The organism is Virgibacillus aidingensis (assembly GCF_010994035.1).
Classification (GTDB): Bacteria; Bacillota; Bacilli; order Bacillales; family Amphibacillaceae; genus Virgibacillus_N.
The window spans coordinates 81,005-101,258 of the sequence record NZ_WIXN01000009.1 but is presented as its reverse complement, the minus strand read 5'-3'; the positions used below and the strand labels follow the sequence as shown (position 1 = coordinate 101,258).

General features: G+C 39.5%; 24 protein-coding genes. 14 read left to right on the top strand and 10 right to left on the bottom strand.

Translation table 11 applies throughout. The features are described 5' to 3' along the window. Positions 1 to 64 precede the first annotated feature (64 nt). From GHD25_RS09750 to GHD25_RS09685, 14 genes are all read left to right on the top strand, one after another. Complete coding sequence (locus tag GHD25_RS09750) at positions 65 to 253, top strand: hypothetical protein (RefSeq protein WP_164216290.1); 189 nt, start codon at positions 65 to 67, stop codon at positions 251 to 253. Positions 254 to 300: 47 nt separating this feature from the next. Beyond that, the gene (locus GHD25_RS09745; protein WP_164216288.1) at positions 301 to 1,368 is read left to right on the top strand and encodes an AI-2E family transporter; all 1,068 of its coding nucleotides are present in this window, start codon (positions 301 to 303) and stop codon (positions 1,366 to 1,368) included. A gap of 266 nt (positions 1,369 to 1,634) precedes the next feature. Next, the gene (locus GHD25_RS20400) at positions 1,635 to 1,772 is read left to right on the top strand and encodes a sortase B protein-sorting domain-containing protein (RefSeq protein ID WP_462943554.1); all 138 of its coding nucleotides are present in this window, start codon (positions 1,635 to 1,637) and stop codon (positions 1,770 to 1,772) included. Positions 1,773 to 1,922: 150 nt separating this feature from the next. Beyond that, on the top strand, positions 1,923 to 4,568 hold the full coding sequence (gene alaS, locus GHD25_RS09735) for an alanine--tRNA ligase (RefSeq protein ID WP_164216284.1): 2,646 nt from the start codon (positions 1,923 to 1,925) through the stop codon (positions 4,566 to 4,568). A 111-nt stretch (positions 4,569 to 4,679) separates the two neighbouring features. Then, positions 4,680 to 4,949: an IreB family regulatory phosphoprotein gene (locus tag GHD25_RS09730; protein WP_164216282.1), complete on the top strand. Its 270-nt coding sequence runs from the start codon at positions 4,680 to 4,682 to the stop codon at positions 4,947 to 4,949. Continuing rightward, on the top strand, positions 4,949 to 5,362 hold the full coding sequence (gene ruvX, locus GHD25_RS09725; RefSeq protein ID WP_164216410.1) for a Holliday junction resolvase RuvX: 414 nt from the start codon (positions 4,949 to 4,951) through the stop codon (positions 5,360 to 5,362). The genes GHD25_RS09730 and ruvX overlap by 1 nt, the downstream gene beginning before the upstream one ends. A gap of 12 nt (positions 5,363 to 5,374) precedes the next feature. Further along, positions 5,375 to 5,662, top strand: a complete 288-nt coding sequence (locus tag GHD25_RS09720; RefSeq protein ID WP_164216280.1) for a DUF1292 domain-containing protein — start codon at positions 5,375 to 5,377, stop codon at positions 5,660 to 5,662. A gap of 213 nt (positions 5,663 to 5,875) precedes the next feature. Beyond that, positions 5,876 to 7,003 carry an endolytic transglycosylase MltG gene (gene mltG / locus GHD25_RS09715; RefSeq protein WP_164216278.1) on the top strand — a complete coding sequence of 376 codons (1,128 nt, stop codon included), beginning with the start codon at positions 5,876 to 5,878 and terminating at the stop codon, positions 7,001 to 7,003. Between the two features lie 191 nt (positions 7,004 to 7,194). Next, positions 7,195 to 7,830 carry an O-methyltransferase gene (locus GHD25_RS09710; protein ID WP_164216276.1) on the top strand — a complete coding sequence of 212 codons (636 nt, stop codon included), beginning with the start codon at positions 7,195 to 7,197 and terminating at the stop codon, positions 7,828 to 7,830. A gap of 17 nt (positions 7,831 to 7,847) precedes the next feature. Continuing rightward, entirely contained in the window at positions 7,848 to 8,498 is a 651-nt protein-coding gene (udk, locus tag GHD25_RS09705) for a uridine kinase (RefSeq protein ID WP_164216274.1), read from the top strand. 144 nt (positions 8,499 to 8,642) lie between these two features. Beyond that, the gene (gene greA, locus GHD25_RS09700; RefSeq protein ID WP_164216272.1) at positions 8,643 to 9,119 is read left to right on the top strand and encodes a transcription elongation factor GreA; all 477 of its coding nucleotides are present in this window, start codon (positions 8,643 to 8,645) and stop codon (positions 9,117 to 9,119) included. A 512-nt stretch (positions 9,120 to 9,631) separates the two neighbouring features. Continuing rightward, positions 9,632 to 10,288, top strand: a complete 657-nt coding sequence (locus GHD25_RS09695; RefSeq protein ID WP_164216270.1) for a YrrS family protein — start codon at positions 9,632 to 9,634, stop codon at positions 10,286 to 10,288. A gap of 38 nt (positions 10,289 to 10,326) precedes the next feature. Further along, entirely contained in the window at positions 10,327 to 11,016 is a 690-nt protein-coding gene (mtnN, locus tag GHD25_RS09690) for a 5'-methylthioadenosine/S-adenosylhomocysteine nucleosidase (RefSeq protein ID WP_164216268.1), read from the top strand. A 69-nt stretch (positions 11,017 to 11,085) separates the two neighbouring features. Continuing rightward, the gene (locus GHD25_RS09685) at positions 11,086 to 11,322 is read left to right on the top strand and encodes a YrhC family protein (protein WP_164216266.1); all 237 of its coding nucleotides are present in this window, start codon (positions 11,086 to 11,088) and stop codon (positions 11,320 to 11,322) included. A gap of 46 nt (positions 11,323 to 11,368) precedes the next feature. Here GHD25_RS09685 and sigK read toward each other — a convergent pair whose 3' ends face one another. The 10 genes from sigK to sda all read right to left on the bottom strand — a co-directional run bounded on the left by sigK (position 11,369) and on the right by sda (position 20,230). Continuing rightward, the gene (gene sigK / locus GHD25_RS09680; RefSeq protein ID WP_164216263.1) at positions 11,369 to 12,070 is read right to left on the bottom strand and encodes an RNA polymerase sporulation sigma factor SigK; all 702 of its coding nucleotides are present in this window, start codon (positions 12,068 to 12,070) and stop codon (positions 11,369 to 11,371) included. Between the two features lie 102 nt (positions 12,071 to 12,172). Then, on the bottom strand, positions 12,173 to 13,657 hold the full coding sequence (locus tag GHD25_RS09675; protein WP_164216261.1) for a UDP-N-acetylmuramoyl-L-alanyl-D-glutamate--2,6-diaminopimelate ligase: 1,485 nt from the start codon (positions 13,655 to 13,657) through the stop codon (positions 12,173 to 12,175). A gap of 341 nt (positions 13,658 to 13,998) precedes the next feature. After that, positions 13,999 to 14,358, bottom strand: a complete 360-nt coding sequence (gene mnhG / locus GHD25_RS09670) for a monovalent cation/H(+) antiporter subunit G (RefSeq protein WP_164216259.1) — start codon at positions 14,356 to 14,358, stop codon at positions 13,999 to 14,001. Then, positions 14,345 to 14,620: a Na(+)/H(+) antiporter subunit F1 gene (locus GHD25_RS09665; protein ID WP_164216257.1), complete on the bottom strand. Its 276-nt coding sequence runs from the start codon at positions 14,618 to 14,620 to the stop codon at positions 14,345 to 14,347. The genes mnhG and GHD25_RS09665 overlap by 14 nt, the downstream gene beginning before the upstream one ends. Continuing rightward, entirely contained in the window at positions 14,620 to 15,096 is a 477-nt protein-coding gene (locus GHD25_RS09660) for a Na+/H+ antiporter subunit E (protein ID WP_164216255.1), read from the bottom strand. Before GHD25_RS09660 ends, GHD25_RS09665 begins: the two co-directional genes overlap by 1 nt. 6 nt (positions 15,097 to 15,102) lie before the next feature. Further along, a complete protein-coding gene (locus tag GHD25_RS09655; RefSeq protein ID WP_164216253.1) occupies positions 15,103 to 16,587 on the bottom strand; it encodes a Na+/H+ antiporter subunit D in 1,485 nt (494 codons plus the stop codon). Then, positions 16,580 to 16,918 carry a Na(+)/H(+) antiporter subunit C gene (locus GHD25_RS09650; protein ID WP_164216251.1) on the bottom strand — a complete coding sequence of 113 codons (339 nt, stop codon included), beginning with the start codon at positions 16,916 to 16,918 and terminating at the stop codon, positions 16,580 to 16,582. The genes GHD25_RS09655 and GHD25_RS09650 overlap by 8 nt, the downstream gene beginning before the upstream one ends. Then, positions 16,918 to 17,352, bottom strand: a complete 435-nt coding sequence (locus GHD25_RS09645) for a Na(+)/H(+) antiporter subunit B (protein ID WP_164216250.1) — start codon at positions 17,350 to 17,352, stop codon at positions 16,918 to 16,920. Before GHD25_RS09645 ends, GHD25_RS09650 begins: the two co-directional genes overlap by 1 nt. Further along, positions 17,349 to 19,754 (bottom strand): Na+/H+ antiporter subunit A, encoded by a 2,406-nt coding sequence (locus tag GHD25_RS09640; RefSeq protein WP_164216248.1) that lies wholly within the window; start codon positions 19,752 to 19,754, stop codon positions 17,349 to 17,351. The genes GHD25_RS09645 and GHD25_RS09640 overlap by 4 nt, the downstream gene beginning before the upstream one ends. Before the next feature lie 329 nt (positions 19,755 to 20,083). Further along, positions 20,084 to 20,230 carry a sporulation histidine kinase inhibitor Sda gene (gene sda, locus GHD25_RS09635; protein WP_164216246.1) on the bottom strand — a complete coding sequence of 49 codons (147 nt, stop codon included), beginning with the start codon at positions 20,228 to 20,230 and terminating at the stop codon, positions 20,084 to 20,086. Positions 20,231 to 20,254 lie beyond the last annotated feature (24 nt).

Sequence of the window (20,254 nt, the reverse complement as noted above, 5' to 3'; positions counted from 1 at the left end):
GTATATTTTTAACAAAATCGGGTTAGCATAACATAATAATCTTTTAAAAGGAGATTTTTGGCGTATGCGTTGCCCGAATTGTCACGAGAAAAATATAGGAAAAATAGGAACAGCCCAATACTATTGCTGGACATGTTTCATAGAAATAGCGGTGGATGGCAATAAACTCACTGTCCATCAAGTAGAAGCAGACGGTTCATTAAGTTCGTTAAATGATCTGTTTTCCGAAGAAGAAAGACAAGTGAATGGGTAATTCCTTGGCTTAAAACATCTATCATTTTAAGCTGGGGAGGAAAACTTATGATAAAAGAGAAAAAAAAAGCAGCTGTTTTATACTGGCTATTGCTTGGGATCCTGTTATTTCTATTCTTTTACCTGCTTGTCCGGCTATTTCCATTTTATGGAAGTTTATTTTCATTTATATGGCAGCTTTCCCTGCCTTTTTTAATTGCCGGTTTAATTGCCTATCTGCTTCACCCGATTATTGCAAAAATAGAAAACTGGAATATTCCGCGCAGCATATCAATTCTTCTAATTTATGTGTTATTCTTCGGCGGGATTGGTTATCTCATTTATCGTGTCTATCCTGCAACAATTATTCAGTTGCGTGATTTAAGCGAACAATTGCCTCAATTTATTTCTATGTATCAGACTTTTATTAATCAAATGTATGAGTCTACTTCTTTTTTGCCGGAAACTGTTCACGATAAGATGGATGAACTGATTTTGCGCTTGGAAGCAACAATCGATGATATATTACTAAAAATGATTTCCGGGTTTACAAGGATTATTGATATGATTATCATTATTACTGTCATCCCTGTACTCGTGTTTTATTTTCTGAAGGATCACGGTAAATGGAAAGAATTAGTCAAGAAATATATTCCGGAAAAACACCGGACCAAAACGAGAAATATATTTCATGGTATAGATGAAAGTCTCGGCGGTTATATACGCGGCCAGCTGATTGTAAGTCTATTCGTTGCCATCACTGCTTTTATTCTTTTTGAATTATTAAATATGGATTATGCTTTGCTGCTGGCTATCATCATGGGCGTCACCAACCTTATTCCTTATTTTGGTCCTATTATTGGTGCGGTGCCGGCGGTGGCAATTGCATTTACGATGTCGATTCAAACCGTTATTTTTGTCCTCATCGCCATCTTTGTAATTCAGCTGCTGGAAAGCAATTTACTGGCACCTTACATAGTCGGTAAAAGCATTGCCATTCACCCGGTAGCAATTATTTTCGCATTGCTGCTCGGCGGTAAAATTTCCGGTGTAATGGGAATGATTCTCGCTGTTCCCTTTTTAACGATTTTAAAAGTGATTTTCACACATGTCTTTGTATTTCGAAATATACATTGACAATGGCGGTAAAGTTTTCTATAATATCGCTTAAAGCATGGTTCATGAGGTATACACGAATACATCGAAGGTTCTGAGTACATGATACCGGTTTAAAGAGAGGGATTTTCGGACAGGCTGAGAGAAATCCCATATGCAGGTCATGGAAAGCTAAACTGGAGTGCGGTTAATCCCCGCCGGTTTCATACCGTTACCATGGGAAAGTGATGTCTGGCAGTTTAACCAGACGTAATTAGGGTGGTACCGCGATCAATCTCGTCCCTGCAATGTGCAGAGAGGAGATTTTTTTATTTTTATACACTGTTTTGTTTAGCATTTCTGCGCTATTTTTTATCTGCAAACAGGTGTCCGGGGAATACGTCCGCTCTGTAATTCATTCTTTAAACTCCCGGTTAGTCTTTTAGTGTCTTTCTGTAAAGACAAGCAGAAGGGAGCCGCACGTAGTGGTAATCTTAGCGGCACTTTTACCAGGGCGGGACAGCAGCAAATGAATAAGGCAGTCTTGTTTCAAAAACTGCTGGTGATTTTAAAAAAATAAATTGGAGGTAATTGAAGTGAAACAGTTAACGTCTGCAGAGGTAAGGCAAATGTTTCTTGATTTTTTTAAGGAAAAAGGACACCGGGTCGAGCCAAGTGCATCTCTTGTACCTAAAGATGATCCGACCCTTCTGTGGATCAACAGTGGTGTTGCAACCTTAAAAAAATACTTTGACGGCAGGGTGATCCCTGAAAACCCAAGAATTGTCAATGCTCAAAAATCAATAAGAACCAACGATATAGAAAATGTAGGCTATACAGCAAGGCACCATACTTTTTTTGAGATGCTTGGCAATTTCTCCATTGGTGATTATTTTAAAAAAGAAGCAATAGAGTGGGCCTGGGAGTTTTTAACGAGTGATGAATGGATCGGGTTTGATGCTGAACGCTTATCCGTCACCGTACACCCGGAAGATGACGAGGCATATGACCTGTGGCTCCACCATATTAAAATTCCGGAAGAAAGAATAATCCGGCTGGAGGAGAACTTCTGGGATATTGGCGAAGGTCCGAGTGGTCCAAACACGGAGATATTTTATGACCGGGGAGAGAAATACGGAAATGATCCAAATGATCCTGAACTTTACCCCGGCGGGGAGAATGAACGTTATCTGGAAATATGGAATCTCGTTTTTTCCCAGTTTAATCATAATCCGGATGATACGTACACACCGCTTCCGAAAAAAAATATTGATACAGGTATGGGGCTGGAACGGATTGTTTCCGTGATTCAGGATGCAAGAACAAATTTTGATACAGATTTATTTGTTCCCATCATAAAGAAAACAGAGCTGTTTGCAAATAAAGCCTATGGGAAGGAACAGGACGGAGACACGGCATATAAAGTAATTGCCGATCATATACGCACAGTCAGTTTTTCTATAGGAGACGGCGCCGTACCATCAAATGAGGGCCGGGGCTATGTATTGCGCAGGCTTTTAAGAAGAGCTGTCCGTTTTGCAAAAGATATTGGCATCGAAAAGCCATTCATGTACGAGCTGGTGGAAACAGTAGGAGAAATAATGAAGGACTTCTATCCGGAAGTGTTAAAAAACAGCGAATTTATTAAAAATATGGTGAAAACCGAAGAAGAGCGATTCCATGAAACATTGCAGGATGGCCTGGATATGCTGACGGAAATTATGGAAAAGGAAACCGGAAAAAACAGTACAGTTATACCGGGAGAAGAAGTATTCAAACTGTATGATACGTATGGGTTTCCTAAAGAATTAACAGTGGAATATGTGGAAGAAGAAGGCTTTACGATTGATGAAGCAGGTTTTGACAGGGAAATGGAAAAACAGCGGGAACGTGCGAGGAGTGCCCGTCAGAAGGTGGATTCCATGCAAGTGCAGGACAACATACTTGCAGAGCTGGAAGTAGAGAGTAAGTTTATTGGGTATGATCAATTGAAGACAAATACAAATGTTGCTGCCATTATCCATGAAAATCAGCGGGTGAGTGCTGCAATGGCCGGAGAGGAAGTATTTTTATTTCTGGAAGAAACACCATTTTATGCTGAAAGCGGGGGGCAAATAGCTGATTCCGGATGGATATTTACAGATGAAATGTCTGCTTATGTTAAAGATGTTCAGAAGGCTCCAAATGGCCAGCATGTACACCAGGCGGAAATAAAAGAAGGTGTATTGGAACAAGGCAAGCAAGTAAAGGCCATGGCTGATTCGGAATTCCGCAAAGGGATCATAAAAAACCATACGGCTACCCATTTACTGCATCAGTCCTTAAAGGATATTTTAGGCCGCCATGTTAATCAGGCGGGCTCTTTAGTAGCACCGGACAGACTGCGTTTTGACTTTTCCCATTTCCAGGCAGTAACACAGGAGGAATTAGAGCGGATTGAACATATTGTTAATGAAAAGATATGGGAATCATTGGCTCTTGAAATAAATTATCAGAGGCTTGAAGAAGCTAAGGAAATGGGTGCAATGGCATTATTCGGAGAAAAATACGGGGATATTGTCCGGGTTGTTCAAATAGCGGATTACAGCATTGAATTATGCGGCGGCTGTCATGTAAAAAATACAGCGGAAATCGGCTTGTTTAAGATCGTTTCGGAATCAGGAATTGGGGCAGGCACAAGAAGAATCGAAGCAGTAACAAGTAAAGCTGCCTATGAATTTCTAAATAAGAAGCTCACTATTTTAGATAAAGTCAGCGGGCTAATCAAAGTGACGGAGGCAGAAAAACTGCCTGAAAGGATCGAAGGACTTTTTAAAGATATGAAGGTGCTGCAGAAGGAAAATGAATCATTACTTCAAAAACTGTTAAATGCAGAGGCATCTTCCATTATAGAACGTGCTGAAATAGCAGGTGATGTAAAAATAATTGCAGAACAGGTTACCGTGAAGGATATGAACCACTTGAGAACAATGGTGGATGATTTAAAACAAAAGCTGGAGTCCGGTATCATACTGCTTGCAACAGTAAATAACCAAAAAGTTCAACTTGCCGCAAGTGTTTCCAAAGATCTTATCGAAAAAGGCTATCATGCGGGAAATTTAATTAAAGCTGCAGCAAAAGAATGCGGCGGCGGTGGGGGCGGCCGCCCGGACATGGCTCAGGCTGGAGGGAAGAACCCGGAAAAAATTCAGGATGCCCTGAAGGCAGCAAAAACGTATATAAAGAATCAATCTCAACAATAATTTGAATAATAATGCATCAAAACGTTATAATGGGGTTGGAATCGTGTTAAAATGATAAAATAAAGTCATTTTCTACGATGTACTCAGTTATATTAAGGGCGAGGTGTCACGATGAGCAATATTGATAAAACGATGAAATTCAATTTTTCAGAAGAACCATTTGACCAGGATATAAAGGAAGTGCTTTATACAGTCCATGAGGCATTAAAAGAAAAGGGCTACAATCCGATCAATCAAATTGTTGGATACCTGTTGTCCGGTGACCCCGCTTATATACCCAGGTATCGGGATGCAAGAAATCTAATCCGCAAGATGGAACGGGATGAGGTCATCGAAGAACTTGTAAAATTTTATCTTGAAAATAACCAAAAGGATTCATGATGAAAATTATAGGACTTGATGTTGGCTCAAAAACAATTGGTGTTGCCGTAAGTGATGCATTGGGATGGACTGCACAGGGGCTGACGACAATTAAATGGGATGAAGATGACTTCACTTCTGCTGACACCAAACTTGGAGAAATAATAACATCGCATGAAATCGGGAAGGCTATTATCGGTCTGCCGAAAAATATGAATGGAACTATCGGTGAACGTGGAGTAATTTCACAGAAGTATGCTAAATATATTGAAGAGAAATATGATATCCCGGTTGTATTATGGGATGAGCGTCTGACTACAGTCGCTGCTGAAAGAGTGCTCCTGGAAGCTGATCTCAGCAGGAGCAAGCGGAAGAAAGTCATAGATAAGATGGCTGCAGTTATGATACTGCAGGGTTATCTGGACCAAAATTAAAGGAGGGATATCATGGCATTGGAAGAGAAAGAGCGTATTATCATCCCGGATGAAAACGGAGAAGAACATCTGTTTGAAGTGCTGTTCACATTTGATGTGGATCAAACAAATCAGTCCTATATTGCTGTTGTTCCGGTTGAACAGTCTGAAGAAGAAGAAGTGGAAGTATATGCATTCCGGTATGAGGAAAAAGAAGATGAAAATAACGATTTATCCTTATTCCCAATTGAATCGGATGATGAATGGGAAATGGTGGAGGAGATGCTCCATACACTTGCAGAGGAAGAGAAGGACGTTTAAACACTGAGCCTGCTGCATAGTACCTTTGCAAGAGAAAGCTAATGCTGTTAGAGGCATTAGCTTTCTCTTCTATTTTTTAATTTTTTCTCTTACCTGCTATTAAGGATATGGGCAGCAGACGCGCACAATATTACAAAAAACGAACCTGTATTTTAATAATGGAATATCCGGTCGAATTCTAGTATAATTACCCTGATGAAAGGGGGCTCTTGCATGTCCAAAAAGAAAAACAAGGGAAGCTTTAAGGACAACCTTATTGCCAGGAGCGAGGAAGCAAGAACTGTACGCAAAATTGTCGCTATTATCATTACATCTTTATTGGCTATTTTGGTAATTGGCGGTATTTCCGGGTATATGTATATATCATCAGCACTTGAGCCCGTGGACCCGGACAGTGATGAAGAAATTACAGTCGACATTCCGATTGGTTCTTCATCATCAACTATTGGGGAAATTTTACAGGAAAATGGACTTATTAAAGATAGCCGCATATTTCGTTTCTACGCTACATTTAATAATACTACAGACTTTCAGGCCGGGGAATATACATTTACCCCCGCCATGACGCTGGAAGAGCTGACTGCCTCCCTTCAGACAGGCAGGGTAATTGCTGATCCGGTTCATACGGTAACGGTACCTGAAGGCTTGACAGTCGATGAAATTGCTGAAATATTTTCGGAGCAGCTGTATTTTTCTAAAGAGGAATTTCTTGAAGTGGTGAATGATCCTGAATATATTGAGCAATTAATTGAATCATATCCAACTATTCTTTCTGAAGATATTTTATCAGAAGAAATACGCACCCCGCTGGAAGGGTATTTATTTGCTTCCACGTACAGTTTTTATGAGCAGGAACCGAGCATAGCATCAATTGTTGAAGAAATGTTAAATAAAACCGTTTCAGTAATGGAGAACTACTCAGAAGAAATAGATAACAGCGATTTTACATTACATGAAACATTGACTTTTGCTTCATTAGTGGAAAATGAAGCAAGAACCGAGGAACAGCGTGTAAAGATCGCAGGTGTTTTTTATAACAGGCTGGAGGAAGACATGCAGCTGCAGACGGATCCGACAGTTCTTTACGCTTTGGGTGAGCATAAGGACCGGGTATTATATGAAGATCTTGAAGTGGAATCACCTTATAATACTTATTATATTGATGCACTGCCAGTCGGCCCCATCAGTAATTTCGCAGAGAATTCCCTTCAGGCCGTATTGTATCCGGAAGAATCGGATTATCTATATTTCCTTCATGACGGAGAAGGAGAAATTTATTACGCAGAGACACTTGAAGAGCATGGTCAAAACAGGGAACAGTATATAGATCAGCCGGAATAAAAATTGGGAGTGTGAATAATTTTCACATTTCCTTTTTTAGCACACTTTTGCCGCTTAATAGCCATAACACTAAGTTGCTGAGGTACATTTAAAGCGGCATTTTTTTTAAAAAGCAAATACAAATATAGAAGAATTACCAGCTATATTTATGGGGTAATATTAAAATAATTGCCTAAGAATGAGGTTATATAATGAATGAAGACCTGGAAGAGTATTTACGTACACTTTTACCGCAAACAAAAAAATGGGTAAAAGAAATAGAGCAAAGTGCCCGAAAGGACCATATTCCTATTATGGATCCCGTGAGCATGCAATTTGTAACACAATTAATTCAGCTGCAAAAACCGGAAGCGATTTTGGAAATTGGAACAGCAATCGGTTACTCAGCACTCCGAATGGCTGAATCATACCGGCATACGAAAGTAACCACAATTGAAAGAGATGTTGACCGCTATTACCAGGCGAAGGAAAATGTGAAGAGACTTAACAAGGAGCGGCAGATTGAAATTATTTATGGTGATGCATTGGACATTTTGCCTTCCTTGCCGCATGAATCATATGAGATGATATTTATTGATGCAGCAAAGGGACAATATAAACATTTCTTTGAACTCTCTCATTCATTGCTGAAAAATAATGGCATCATCCTGTCAGATAATGTATTATTTAGAGGGTATGTCATGAATCCTGAAAACATAAACCATTCAAGATATAATAAGATGGTGAAGAAGCTTCAGGAGTATAATCAATTTATATCAGGACACCCAAATTACAGCACTTCAATCATACCTATTGGTGATGGAGTTGCCATCAGTATAAAAATGTAAAGGGAGAAGCTGATTGTATGAAAGACAAACCAGTAGTCATCGGTGTGGCAGGCGGCAGCGGAAGTGGTAAAACTTCAGTAACCCAGTCCATATGCAGACGCTTTGCAGAAAAAACAATCCTTGTAATTGAACAGGACTATTATTATAAAGACCAAAGTCATTTGCCTTTTGAAGAGAGATTAAACACAAATTACGACCATCCCCTCGCTTTTGATCATGATTTGCTGATTAATCATATAAATAAACTGCTGAATAACGAAACGATTGAAAAACCGGTATATGACTATAAAACGCATACCCGCTCCGAAAAAGTGATTACGGTAGAACCAAAGGAAGTTATCATCATTGAAGGTATACTCATTTTAGAAGACCCAAGACTTGTTGATTTAATGGATATAAAAGTTTTTGTGGATACGGATGCCGACCTCAGGATTATCAGGAGGTTATTGCGGGACATTAAAGAGCGGGGGAGAACGCTGGATTCGGTTATTGAACAGTATATTAATAATGTCCGCCCTTCTCATCTGCAGTTCATAGAACCTACCAAGCGCTATGCAGATATTATTATTCCCGAAGGCGGTCATAACCATGTGGCCATCGATATTATGGCAACAAAAATAGAGAATATCCTGGCCAAAAAACAGTGGAATAAAGGTGAACATGAGTAGGAAATCACAACAAATAAAAGAAAAGTATTGAAAAAATAAAGGAATTCTGCCATAGTATTGATTAGTATATTTTAACAGCCTGAAAAGCATGTAAACAATACTTATTCATAATATATGGGAAAGAAAGAAAAAGGAGTGTTCTGAATGGCAATAGAGAAAGAATATTATATGACACAAGAGGGAAAAGAAAAATTAGAGAAAGAATTGCATTATTTAAAAACGGACAGACGCCAGGAAGTCGTTGAAAGAATAAAGGTTGCAAGGGATTTTGGGGATCTGTCCGAGAACTCGGAATATGATGCTGCAAAAGATGAGCAGGCTTTTGTGGAATCAAGAATCGCTCAAGTTGAAAAAATGATTCGCAACGCCGTAATTATTGAGAATAACAATGATGATCCGAATGTGGTTGCCTTGGGTAAAACGGTTACATTCCAGGAGCTTCCTGATGGGGAGGAAGAAACCTATACGATCGTGGGAAGTGCTGAGGCAGACCCTTTTGAAGGCAAAATATCCAATGATTCTCCTATGGCTAAAAGTCTGATCGGCCAGGAAGTAGGTGCAGAAGTAGCTGTAGCAACCCCAGGTGGAGATATACAAGTAAAAATTGTAAAGGTTAATTAAATTAATATCCGGCTCAACTATTCAAGAAGAGGGCCGGCAGCACATTCCTCAATAGTCTTTTGGAAGCGGCTGAGGCAGAACCCAGGAGTCAGCAATCTTTACTTGCGAGGAGTACTGCACCATTGAGAAACTTGCAGCTCGACGAGTATGAGAAGGCTTAACAAGCTGTACGCGGCAAAGCAGACACCGGGAAAACGGCCAAAGGGAGTTTAATTGCATGTCGAACTTGTGCAAATGGTGAAAGTATATTTCCGGAGCAGGTTTTAAGCGCAAACGGTCAGGTTTCTGTTTAATAAAATTTTTTTATGCCAAACTCGAATTGCAGGATATGTAAAATAGTTATATTTCTAGAAAAAGCAGGGATACCTGCTTTTTTAGTTTCCATGGAAAATTATTAATTTTACGCTTTCTTATGATTCAGGGTCTTTAAAGTTAACCTCGGTTTCTGCATATTAATCATTCAGGTAAATATGCTATTATAGTAGAATAAGGAAGAGGAGGGGGATATATGCATGAGTGATTTTGACAGACATTCTAGAGTGGACAAGTTTGAAAAGCGCAGAAAGAATACAAAGTATATTTCCACATTATTGATTACAGGCAGTGTATTGCTTGTTGTCCTGTTTGGTATATGGATTTTTGGCGGCGGGGATAATGATATGGCTGATTCTGATGATTCGCCCTCTGATGAAAACACAGCCAATAATGATGAAATAATAATAGAAGATAAAAGCGATGAGGAAACAGAAGATACAGACGTAAATGAGAATGATGAAAATAGTGAAGACGCGGATGAAGATGAAGAGGATAATAGCGAGCTGAATGGGGACGTTGAAATTGAAGAAGTCGATTCTAATGACGGGAATGTAATTGCGGCATATACCGGAAACTGGCAGCCTGTTGGGACAGAACAGGAAGGACCGCACACAACGGATTACAGTGACGGTTCTCAGGATCGAATTGAAATTGAGGAGGCAGTTATATACGCTACCGGTTTGAACGAAAATGATATTACTACACACTGGGTAGGAAACGATGGAGATCAAAGGGTTGTTGCTACCGTATCCGACGGTGATCACACCGAAATCTATCGTGTGTTTTTATCATGGATAGACGGGGAAGGCTGGCAGCCGACCAAAGTAGAAGAATTAGAAGAAGTGGATGTGTAAAGAAAAAGTAAAATGAAGCAGAAATGGAGGCAATCTAAGTGACAATAGGCATTATAGGGGCAATGGACGAGGAAGTTGCGATTTTACTGGAGAACATGACTGATAAAAAGCAACAAATAATCGCAAATTGCCTATTTGCAGAAGGGTATATCGATGGAAAAAAAGTTGTTCTGCTTAAATCAGGCATCGGCAAGGTTAATGCCGCAATGGCTGCAACAATTATGCATGAGCGTTATCAGCCTTCCCGTGTAATTAATACCGGATCTGCAGGCGGTTTTCACGAAGATCTGACGATTGGCGATATTGTAATTTCTACAGAAGTCGTACACCATGACGTGGATGCCACTGCTTTCGATTATGATTACGGACAGCTGCCCGGGATGCCATCAGCATATAAAGCGGACAAGGAGCTTATACAGCAGGTAATGAAGGCACTGGAACAACTGGAGCTTCCTTATAAAAAGGGGCTTATTGCAACAGGAGATTCATTTATGGAAGATCAGGAAAGGGTCGGATTTGTAAGACATAAGTTCAAAGGATTGCTGGCTGCTGAAATGGAAGCAGCTGCTATAGCCCAAGTTTGTTACCAGTACAATATTCCATTTGTTATTATCCGCGCGCTTTCCGATATAGCAGGTAAAAGTTCTTCTGTATCTTTTGAAGCTTTCCTGGAAAAGGCAGCAAAGAATGCGGCTGATTTAATTATTACGATGATCAGGGAAATGTAACAACCCCAGCAATTACCACTCCTTGCGGTAAAACTTATATGTTATTCTTGCCTATAGAGGAGGGGGAAAATGAATAAAAACAAAAAACAGCTTAAGCTGAAGCAAAAGGACTGCAGAAGATTTATGGCTGTTTTACTGGTAATAGGAAGCTATTTATACTTCGGTGCGGTTACGACAACATATATTCAGCCGGCAAGTGGAGGAAATCTTCTATTTTTCCTTTCCCTGCTGACGATTCTTTCAGGGATAGGATATGGCTGTACGTCATTGAAAATAAAAATACAATTGGAAAATGAGCACAATTGAATGTGCTCATTTTCCAATTAAGATAGCAAAAAAATTTATATACACTTTATTGTCTTTCTTTCCGGTAATATTCATGAAATACTTTCATTAAAGCTCTTTTTTCTATCCGGGAGACATAACTTCTGGAGATGTTCAGCATTTTGGCAATTTCCCTTTGCGTCATTTCTTTGGAATCATTTAATCCATACCGATGCATAACTACTTCCCGTTCCCGCTTATCTAGTACGGTAAAGTAATCCTGCATTTTTTTAATTTCCATGTTTAATTGAATGTATTCGATAATATTTTCATTTTCAGCTTCCAATATATCAATTAGACTAATTTCATTTCCTTCTTTATCCTGACCAATGGGATCATGAAGTGAAACATCTTTTTTTACTTTTTTTAATGCCCTAAGATGCATAAGTATCTCATTTTCTATACACCTGGCTGCATAAGTTGCAAGCTTTGTTCCTTTATCCAGAGAAAAGCTTTCCACGCCTTTAATCAGTCCGATTGTCCCTATGGAAATTAAATCCTCTACGTCCTCACCGGTATTCTCAAATTTTTTCACAATGTGTGCAACGAGTCTTAAATTATGTTCTATTAGCTTATTCCTGGCTGTCTCGCTCCCGTTTTGCATTTCTTTTATATACTTCATTTCTTCTTCGGGGGGGAGCGGCTGGGGAAATGCATGGTTTTTTACATAGGAAACAAAAAATAGTGTTTCTTTAACCAGAAGAGCAAGAACACTTAAAATTCCGGACAAACAGTACACCTCCTAATAAGAGCTGGGCTTTAGCCTATACATCAATGTATGTGGCTGGAGGAGGTTTTGTGTCTGTCCGAACCTTCTTTGCTGATTTTTTGCTTAAAAACTTGGTGCATTATCACGATATTTATGCTGACATTGCTCCATGGCAATCGTTAAATCACTGTGCGGGTGCTTCTCATTATGAATGATTTGATAATCCTCCCGTCCCTTTCCTGCGAATACAATAATATCCCCGGGTTCACTTATTTCAATGGCATGACTGATTGCCTCTTTCCGGTCCGGAATCAGTACATAGTTATTATGCTGCATCCCCGCTTCCATTTCTTTTAGAATCAGTTCTGTATCTTCATATCTGGGATCATTTATTGTCAGGACTACCACATCTGCTGAAGATGCTTTTTCAGCGATAAATGGACGCTTATATGCGTCCCTGTCCCCGCCTGTGCCTGCCACGTAGATTAGTCTGTTCTGTTTAAACGGAAGGACCGTGGAAATGGATTTTTCAATGGCATCCGGAGTATGGGCATAATCCACATACATCGTTATAGGTGCTTGTATCGTTATTTTTTCCATTCTTCCCTGGATCGGTTCAATTTCTTTAAGCAATTCGACCAATGATATTACATCGACGCCCTTCACATACATGGAAGCAATGGCAGCAAGGGCGTTGTATACATTAAATTCACCAAGCAGTCTCATCTCTGCCTGAAATTTTCCCTCAGGAGAATGAAGTGTAAAGGAGGTCCTGTCTTTATAATAGCGTATATTTGCAGCTTGAAAGCTGGCTTCTTCATGAATAGCGTAAGTAATTACTTCAGCGGCAGTTACTTTCCGATATAGATCTGACCAGCTATCATCCTGGTTTAACACAGCAAATTTTGGTTTGTTGGTATTATTGCCAAGCTGGGAAAATAAAAGCGACTTTACATATCCATATTGTTCCATCGTTTCATGGTAATCAAGATGGTCATGTGTCAGGTTTGTAAATGTAACGATATCAAAATCAATCCCCCATAGTCTGCCTTCCAACAAGCCTTGAGAGGAAACCTCCATCACTACATGGTCTATATTCTTTTCCTTGACATAATGCAGCATAAGATGGTTTGTCAGTGCATCGGATGTCGTATTTTTACTTGTAAAAAAATCATTGCCCACCTCGAGTCCATTTGTACCGGATAAAGCTGCGGTATGTCCGGATTTTTGAAGCATCTGCTTGATGATACTGGTTACTGTAGTTTTGCCATTTGTGCCTGTCACCCCAAATAAAGTCATATCTAAAGAAGGGAAGCCGTAAAATTTACCTGCGAGGACGGACAATGCTTTTTTTGAATCGGGGACAACGACAAGAGATGTATTGTTATAATCTATTGGCAGCTTTCTTTCTGCTACTACAATAGATGCTCCTCTGCTGATAGCTTCATTGCAATAATTATGTCCATCCACCGTGTGGCCTTGAATACATATGAATAAAGTACCCGGGCCAACTTCACGAGAGTCTTGGTGTATAGCATTTATCTTTTCGGGCAGTATACCGTAAGTATTTTTCATTTTTAAACTGGAGAGCAGTTCATCTGTATTCATTGGTTGGAATCCCTCGTTTTGTATGATGTTACTTCTAATTTATCCAATAATGCACGAAATATAATCATTATCATATAACCTGTATTTGCTTACTTTAAACGTAAAATTACCCGGGGAGTGAAGGCAGCCTTAAATTTTTAGGATACAATAATGTACCTGAGACGCTTTCCCCGGTATCCCTTATTGTCTTTTTCTACCTGAGTCCCGCTCATCCGTATCGGTTATGGCTCAGGTTTATTGATTTATTAGGCCTTTTTGCGTTGCCAGCATTTTAGTACAGTTTCAATCTGTGCAAAAAAGAGCCAAAATAAAAAACGAATTTAAAAAATAAAATTCGTTTTTTATTTGCTGTTTTCTTTAGTTTTTATTTCCATGTATTTTTTTAAATCGTCTTCTGTACTTTTCCCCCATAGCTTAATGCCATATCGATAAGCAGATCTTCCCATCATAAGTCCTGCCACCGGTGCTGTCAGGAAAATAAAAAAGATGGTTAACAAAAGTTTTGGCACAAAAATTCTCTCCAGCAGGAAATAAAGAAATACAGCCGTCATAATAAGAATAGCTCCCAGCGTAGATACTTTAGAGGCTGCATGTATCCGGCTGTAAACATCAGGCAGGCGCAATATGCCAATCCCGCTGATAATGGATAATGCCCCCCCGGCCAAAAGCAATATACTAATAATAATTTCAATCAGGGTCAAAAATAACACCCCTTTCGATGAATTTGGACATGGCTACTGTTCCAATAAAGGCAAGAATACTGAGCACCAATGCTACTTCTGCATATGCCACAGTATCCTGTGCAATCATGATCACCCCTATAACCCCGATTAATTGCATTCCCAGTGCGTCAAGAGCCAAAATGCGATCAGGAAGGGATGGCCCAATAAGCGTACGGATAAAACAGATCACAATGTTAAGGGACAACATGATTAACACTATATTCAGGATGATGCCAAACATTATTCTGTCACCTCCAGAATTGCTTTTTCAAAAGAGTCAAGGATATTACGGATTGTATCTTCCTTGGAGTCTATATCTATAGCATGTACAAATATCAGACTGCTGTCATCGGAAAAGTCCATGGATAACGTACCGGGTGTCAGGGTAATTAATGCAGCCAAAAGCGTAATTTCCAAGTCTGTTTCCAGTTGTGTAGGAATGGCAACAATACCCGGTTTTATATCCATTTTTGGCTTAAGTATAATTTTGATCATGTCGATGTTGGCCAAGACCAGCTCCTTAAAGAAGATGATGGTCAGTTTAATAAAAGCCCAGACACGCCGGAAGTAAAAATCAAAAACCAGAAAACGGCGTAATGCGAACAGGATGAGGATCCCGATAATATAACCAAAGAGAAAGTCGACGATGCTATAACTATTTTGCAGAAGCATCCAAATAACAGCCATTAAAATATTGATTAAAATTTGAAAAGCCATAAACAACTACTCCTTTAACACAGAATCAATATAGTGGGTTGGATCCATTATCTGTTCTGCGGCCATTAAAGAATAAGAGAAAATAGGCTCAGCTGCTAAACCGAGAATAATCGTTAAAGCAACTAAAGGTACTATCGGCAATAATAATTTTCCTGCAGGGTACTTAGCCTGTTCTTCAGTATGCTTTTGCTTTCCCCAAAACACATAGCTGAAAATTTTCATCATGGAAAGCAAAGTCAATAACCCAACCAACAGGGCAACTCCGCCAATGACATATTGCTCTTCCTGAAAACTGGATAATATAATCGGAAATTTACTGAAGAAACCGCTTAATGGAGGGATTCCCGCCAAAGATAATGCGGTAATAAAAAACATCCAGGCAAGATACGGATGAGTTTTCAGTAATCCGCCCATTTGTTTTAAATCATTGGTTCCCGTGATTTTCTCTGTTGCCCCCGCAAACAGGAATAATGCCGATTTAACAATAATATGGTGGACAATATAATAAATTGCACCGGCTACAGCCAAGGTAGTATAAACACCAAGTCCCATTACCATATAACCAACCTGACTGATAATATGATAGGAAAGAATTCGCTTAAAGTTAAATTGAGAGACTGCACCAAGTACACCCAGCAGCATAGTGAAACCGGCAATCGCAGTTATGATGCCTTTATGCGTGAAGCCTGCATCATGATAAAAAATCAATGTAAAAGTTCGGATAATGGCATAAACACCAACTTTGGTCAGTAAGCCGCCAAACAACGCTGCAATAGCAGCAGGCGGGCCATAATAGGAACGCGGGAGCCAGAAGTACAGCGGAAACAGCGCACCTTTAATGGCAAAAACGATAAAAAACAATACGGCAACAACGTTTAATGCTCCAGCTTGTTCGAGCTCTGCAACTCGTTCAGAAAGATGTGCCATGTTTAATGTGCCTGTTATAGAATAGATATAAGCAACCGCGACCAAAAACAGCATGGATGAGAACACATTAATGATCACATATTTGAATGATTCCCGCAGCTGGTATTTAGTGCCGCCGTGCACGATCAATACGTAAGAAGCAATGAGCATTACTTCGAAAAACACAAACAGGTTAAACAAATCTCCTGTCAGGAAGGCTCCATTAACTCCAGTTAAAAGGAAAAAATAAAAAGGATAAAAATAATATTTTTCCCTTTTTGGTGAGATCGTCTGAAAAGTGAAGAACAGACAAACTACCCCTACAATCGCTGACAGAATAACCATGATATTTGCGAACATATCAGCAACCAAAACAATGCCAAACGGCGCCGGCCAGTCACCAACTTCTAAAACAGTAATTCCGTTTTGATAGACATAAACAGCCAGGTAAATTGCCACTGCCAAAATAACAAATGAACTGATACTGCTGATGATCTTCTGTATTCTTTGTTTCTTTGAAAATAAAATGAGCAATGCTCCAGTGAAAAATGGAATTAATACTGGAAGTATAACTAAATTATTCATCTTTAGATCCCCTTAATTGGTTCAAATCATCTGTCTTATGTACTTTATATGTACGGTAAGCTAACACAAGTATTAAAGAAGTTACTCCAAAACTGATAACGATGGCTGTAAGTACCATCGCCTGAGGAAGCGGGTCAGCATAAGCCTCTGCATCAAACCCCAGGAGAGGCGGCCCTCCCCGCTGCAAACCAGCCATCGTCAAGAGCAGCAGGTGAGCGCCATGCGACAGAAACATTGTACCTATAACGACCCGCAGCAGACTTCTCATAAGCAGCATATAAGTACCGACAGTAAAGAGGACACCGATGATGATGGATATGAGTATTTCCATTATTTATCATCCTCCGCAATCGTTAATATTATTGTTAAGGCTGCCCCTAAAACGACAAGATAGACACCCAAATCAAATGGTAGGGCAGTAGTTAATTCCACCTCTCCCATGAAGGGAATCTGAACATATTCAAAGAATTGGGTTAAAAACGGAAACCCAAACAGCATTGATGTTACACCTGTAAGAAAGGCAATCAGCAGCCCCCCGCCGATTAATAAGTCAAAGTTAAAAGGCAGGGCTTTTTTCAATGTTTTCATATTAAATGAAAGATACAGTAAAACAAAGGCAGCTGCAGTCATTAGGCCGCCAATGAAGCCTCCCCCCGGATTATTATGCCCCGCAAAAAATAAATAAATGGAAAAGGCAAGTACTACAAAGGAAACGATGCGAACCAGCGTATGCAGCATGACGTTATTTGTTTTCAGCTGTTTCATACATCTTCCCTCCCTGTAAAGCGAAGTTTAATTAATGAAACTACACCAAGTGCCGCAATAGCAAGCACGAGAATTTCCAGAAGCGTATCCAGACCACGGAAATCTACAAGCACAACATTAACGATGTTGTATCCGCCAGCCAATTCTTTTGAGTTGGCAATAAAATATTCTGCAATGGTATCAAATCCAGCTTCACTACCCATGGCAAAAGCGCTTAATGCCATAATAGTAACGAAGGCTCCAACTGCAATCGAAATACCCATGTTAACAAGGCTGAATCCTGGTTTGAAGACTTCTTTTTTTAGTTTTGGCAGATGCATAAATACCAGCATGAACAGGACCACTTGCACACTCTCTATGAGTAATTGGGTCAGGGCTAGGTCTGTAGCCCTGAACTGAACAAAGAACAGTGCCATCATAAATCCGATCACGCCAACTACGACAATGACAGTTATTCTGTTATTAATAAAAGGAACTGCCAGCGTGGCCAGAATAAAGACCACAGAAAGTGCCCACATATAAGGGCTTATTTCAGATACATTTACTGTATCAACAGCAAATGCATCGCTTCGGAACATCGTATATCCCGCCAGTAAAATAATAAAGGTATACATGTAAACAAAATAGTCTCTCAGCAGTCCTGTCATCTGTACCCTGGTTATTGCTTGAGAACCCTTAATCAGTCCATTATAACCATGGTCATACAAATTATTAAATGGGTCTCTTTCATTTAAGTAGAATTGCGTCTGCGACCATTTTTTCATTAATACATAAAGCAGCGCTCCAACGGCGATTACAATGAAGGTCATGAACAATTCTGTATTAAAACCATGCCATAAAGAAAAGTTAACCTCAATCTGTTCCGTTATATTCGGCAAGATCGATGTCATTACCGGATGAATGATTGTATAGGAAAGGATATTAGGAAACAGACCAAAAATAATTACCAAAGCACCAAGAATTGCTGGACTGATAAGCATTCCAACCGGTGCCTCATGTACTTTTACATCATAGTTTTCAGGTTTAAATTTCCCTGTAAACGTTTTGAAAAATAAGATGGCACAGTAAAGAAAAGTAAAGATACTTGCAATCACAGCCACCACAGGGAATATAATTCCCCAAGTACTTAAATCAATCATCTCATAATTCATTACATTCAAAGTACCGGTAAAAAACAGTTCCTTGCTTAAGAACCCGTTAAAAGGCGGTATGCCGGCCATGGATAAAAGACCTACCAGCGATATGGTAAACGTAATTGGCATGATCGTCATCAATCCGCCCAGTTTCCTGATATCACGGGTTCCTGTCTCATGATCTATAATACCTGCTGTCATAAACAAGCTTCCTTTGAATGTTGCATGGTTAATTAAATGAAAGACAGCAGCCATAATTGCTGTGTAATATAATTCATCCGGCACGCCATCAAAATAGATGGCAGCCGACCCGATTCCAAGCAGCGTAACAATTAAACCAAGCTGACTGATCGTGGAAAAAGCCAAAATGGATTTCAAGTCCTTCTGCCTGACTGCAGATACAGAACCCCAAAGCAGTGTAACAAGCCCAGCAACAGAAACAATCCAGAACCATTCTGGCGATCCGCCAAATACCGGTGTCAATCGGGCTATCAAGTATATACCGGCTTTAACCATTGTCGCTGAATGCAAATATGCACTAACAGGAGTGGGTGCTTCCATAGCATCAGGAAGCCAAATATGAAATGGAAATTGTGCCGATTTGGTAAACGCCCCAAGCAGAATTAACAGCATGGCAGGCACAAACAGAGAACTTGTTGTGACAAGGTCCACATTGGCTATGATTTCACGTATGCTGAAAGAACCTGCCATTACATAAATCAGAGAAAACCCGCCCAGCATGGAAAGTCCTCCGAAGACTGTGATATACATGGATTTAAGAGCACCCTGTATCGACTTCTCCCGCTGATACCAATAGCTGATCAGCAGGGAGGAGGAGACACTGGTAACTTCCCAGAACACATACAAAACAATCAGGTTATCAGACATGACAACACCGAGCATTGCTCCCATAAACATTAAAATATATACATAGAATTGATTTAACTTCTCACTATTTTTTGATAAGTAATAAATGGAATACAAAATAACCAAAGTGCCAATTCCCGTAATCAGAAGGGCAAACAACATACTTAAACCGTCCAGGTAAACATCAAAGTTAATGCCCAGAGAAGGAACCCACGGCATCGAATAATGCATAACATCGCCATTTGATATATCCGGTAAATTGGAAATTAAAAAAATAAATAAAATGAGTGGCAGGGGTAAAACAAACCAGCCGGTATGTATCCGTTTTGTATACTTATATATGATGGGGATTAAGATTGCCAATAAAAAGGGTGAGACGGTCACCCAGTGTAAAGCAGTCAAAAAAACTACCTCCTTGCTGTTTACTTCATGTTTCATTCAATGAATTAACCTATTCTATGTAAAAACTTATTGAATAGTATAACGTATTTTTATTCAGCTTGCATGGATAAACATCGGGAAGTTTTTTGGATTAAATTACCCTTTAAATAAGAAGAAACAGGGAAAAAGAATGAAAAATTTTTTATAATTTACGTATCAGTCGGCTATTAATTTTATAAATTTTATTAAATTGGCGGCTTACTTGCAGTATTGATATACTTCCCATCTTCCGTACAAAAAATGTACCCCTGCAAATGTTAATTGCAGAGGTACATTCATTCTGTACCATATTATGTTTTAGTGGAATTTTTTATTTTATGTGATAAACGCCTTCTATGAATTTCTTCTTCAATTAATAATAGGAAATCAGGGCTTAAATTTAATTCATTTGCTGTAAAGTAAGATTCGAGAAGTAACTCATCCGACAAATGTTCCATCATACAGCCCTCCCGCCACGGAAT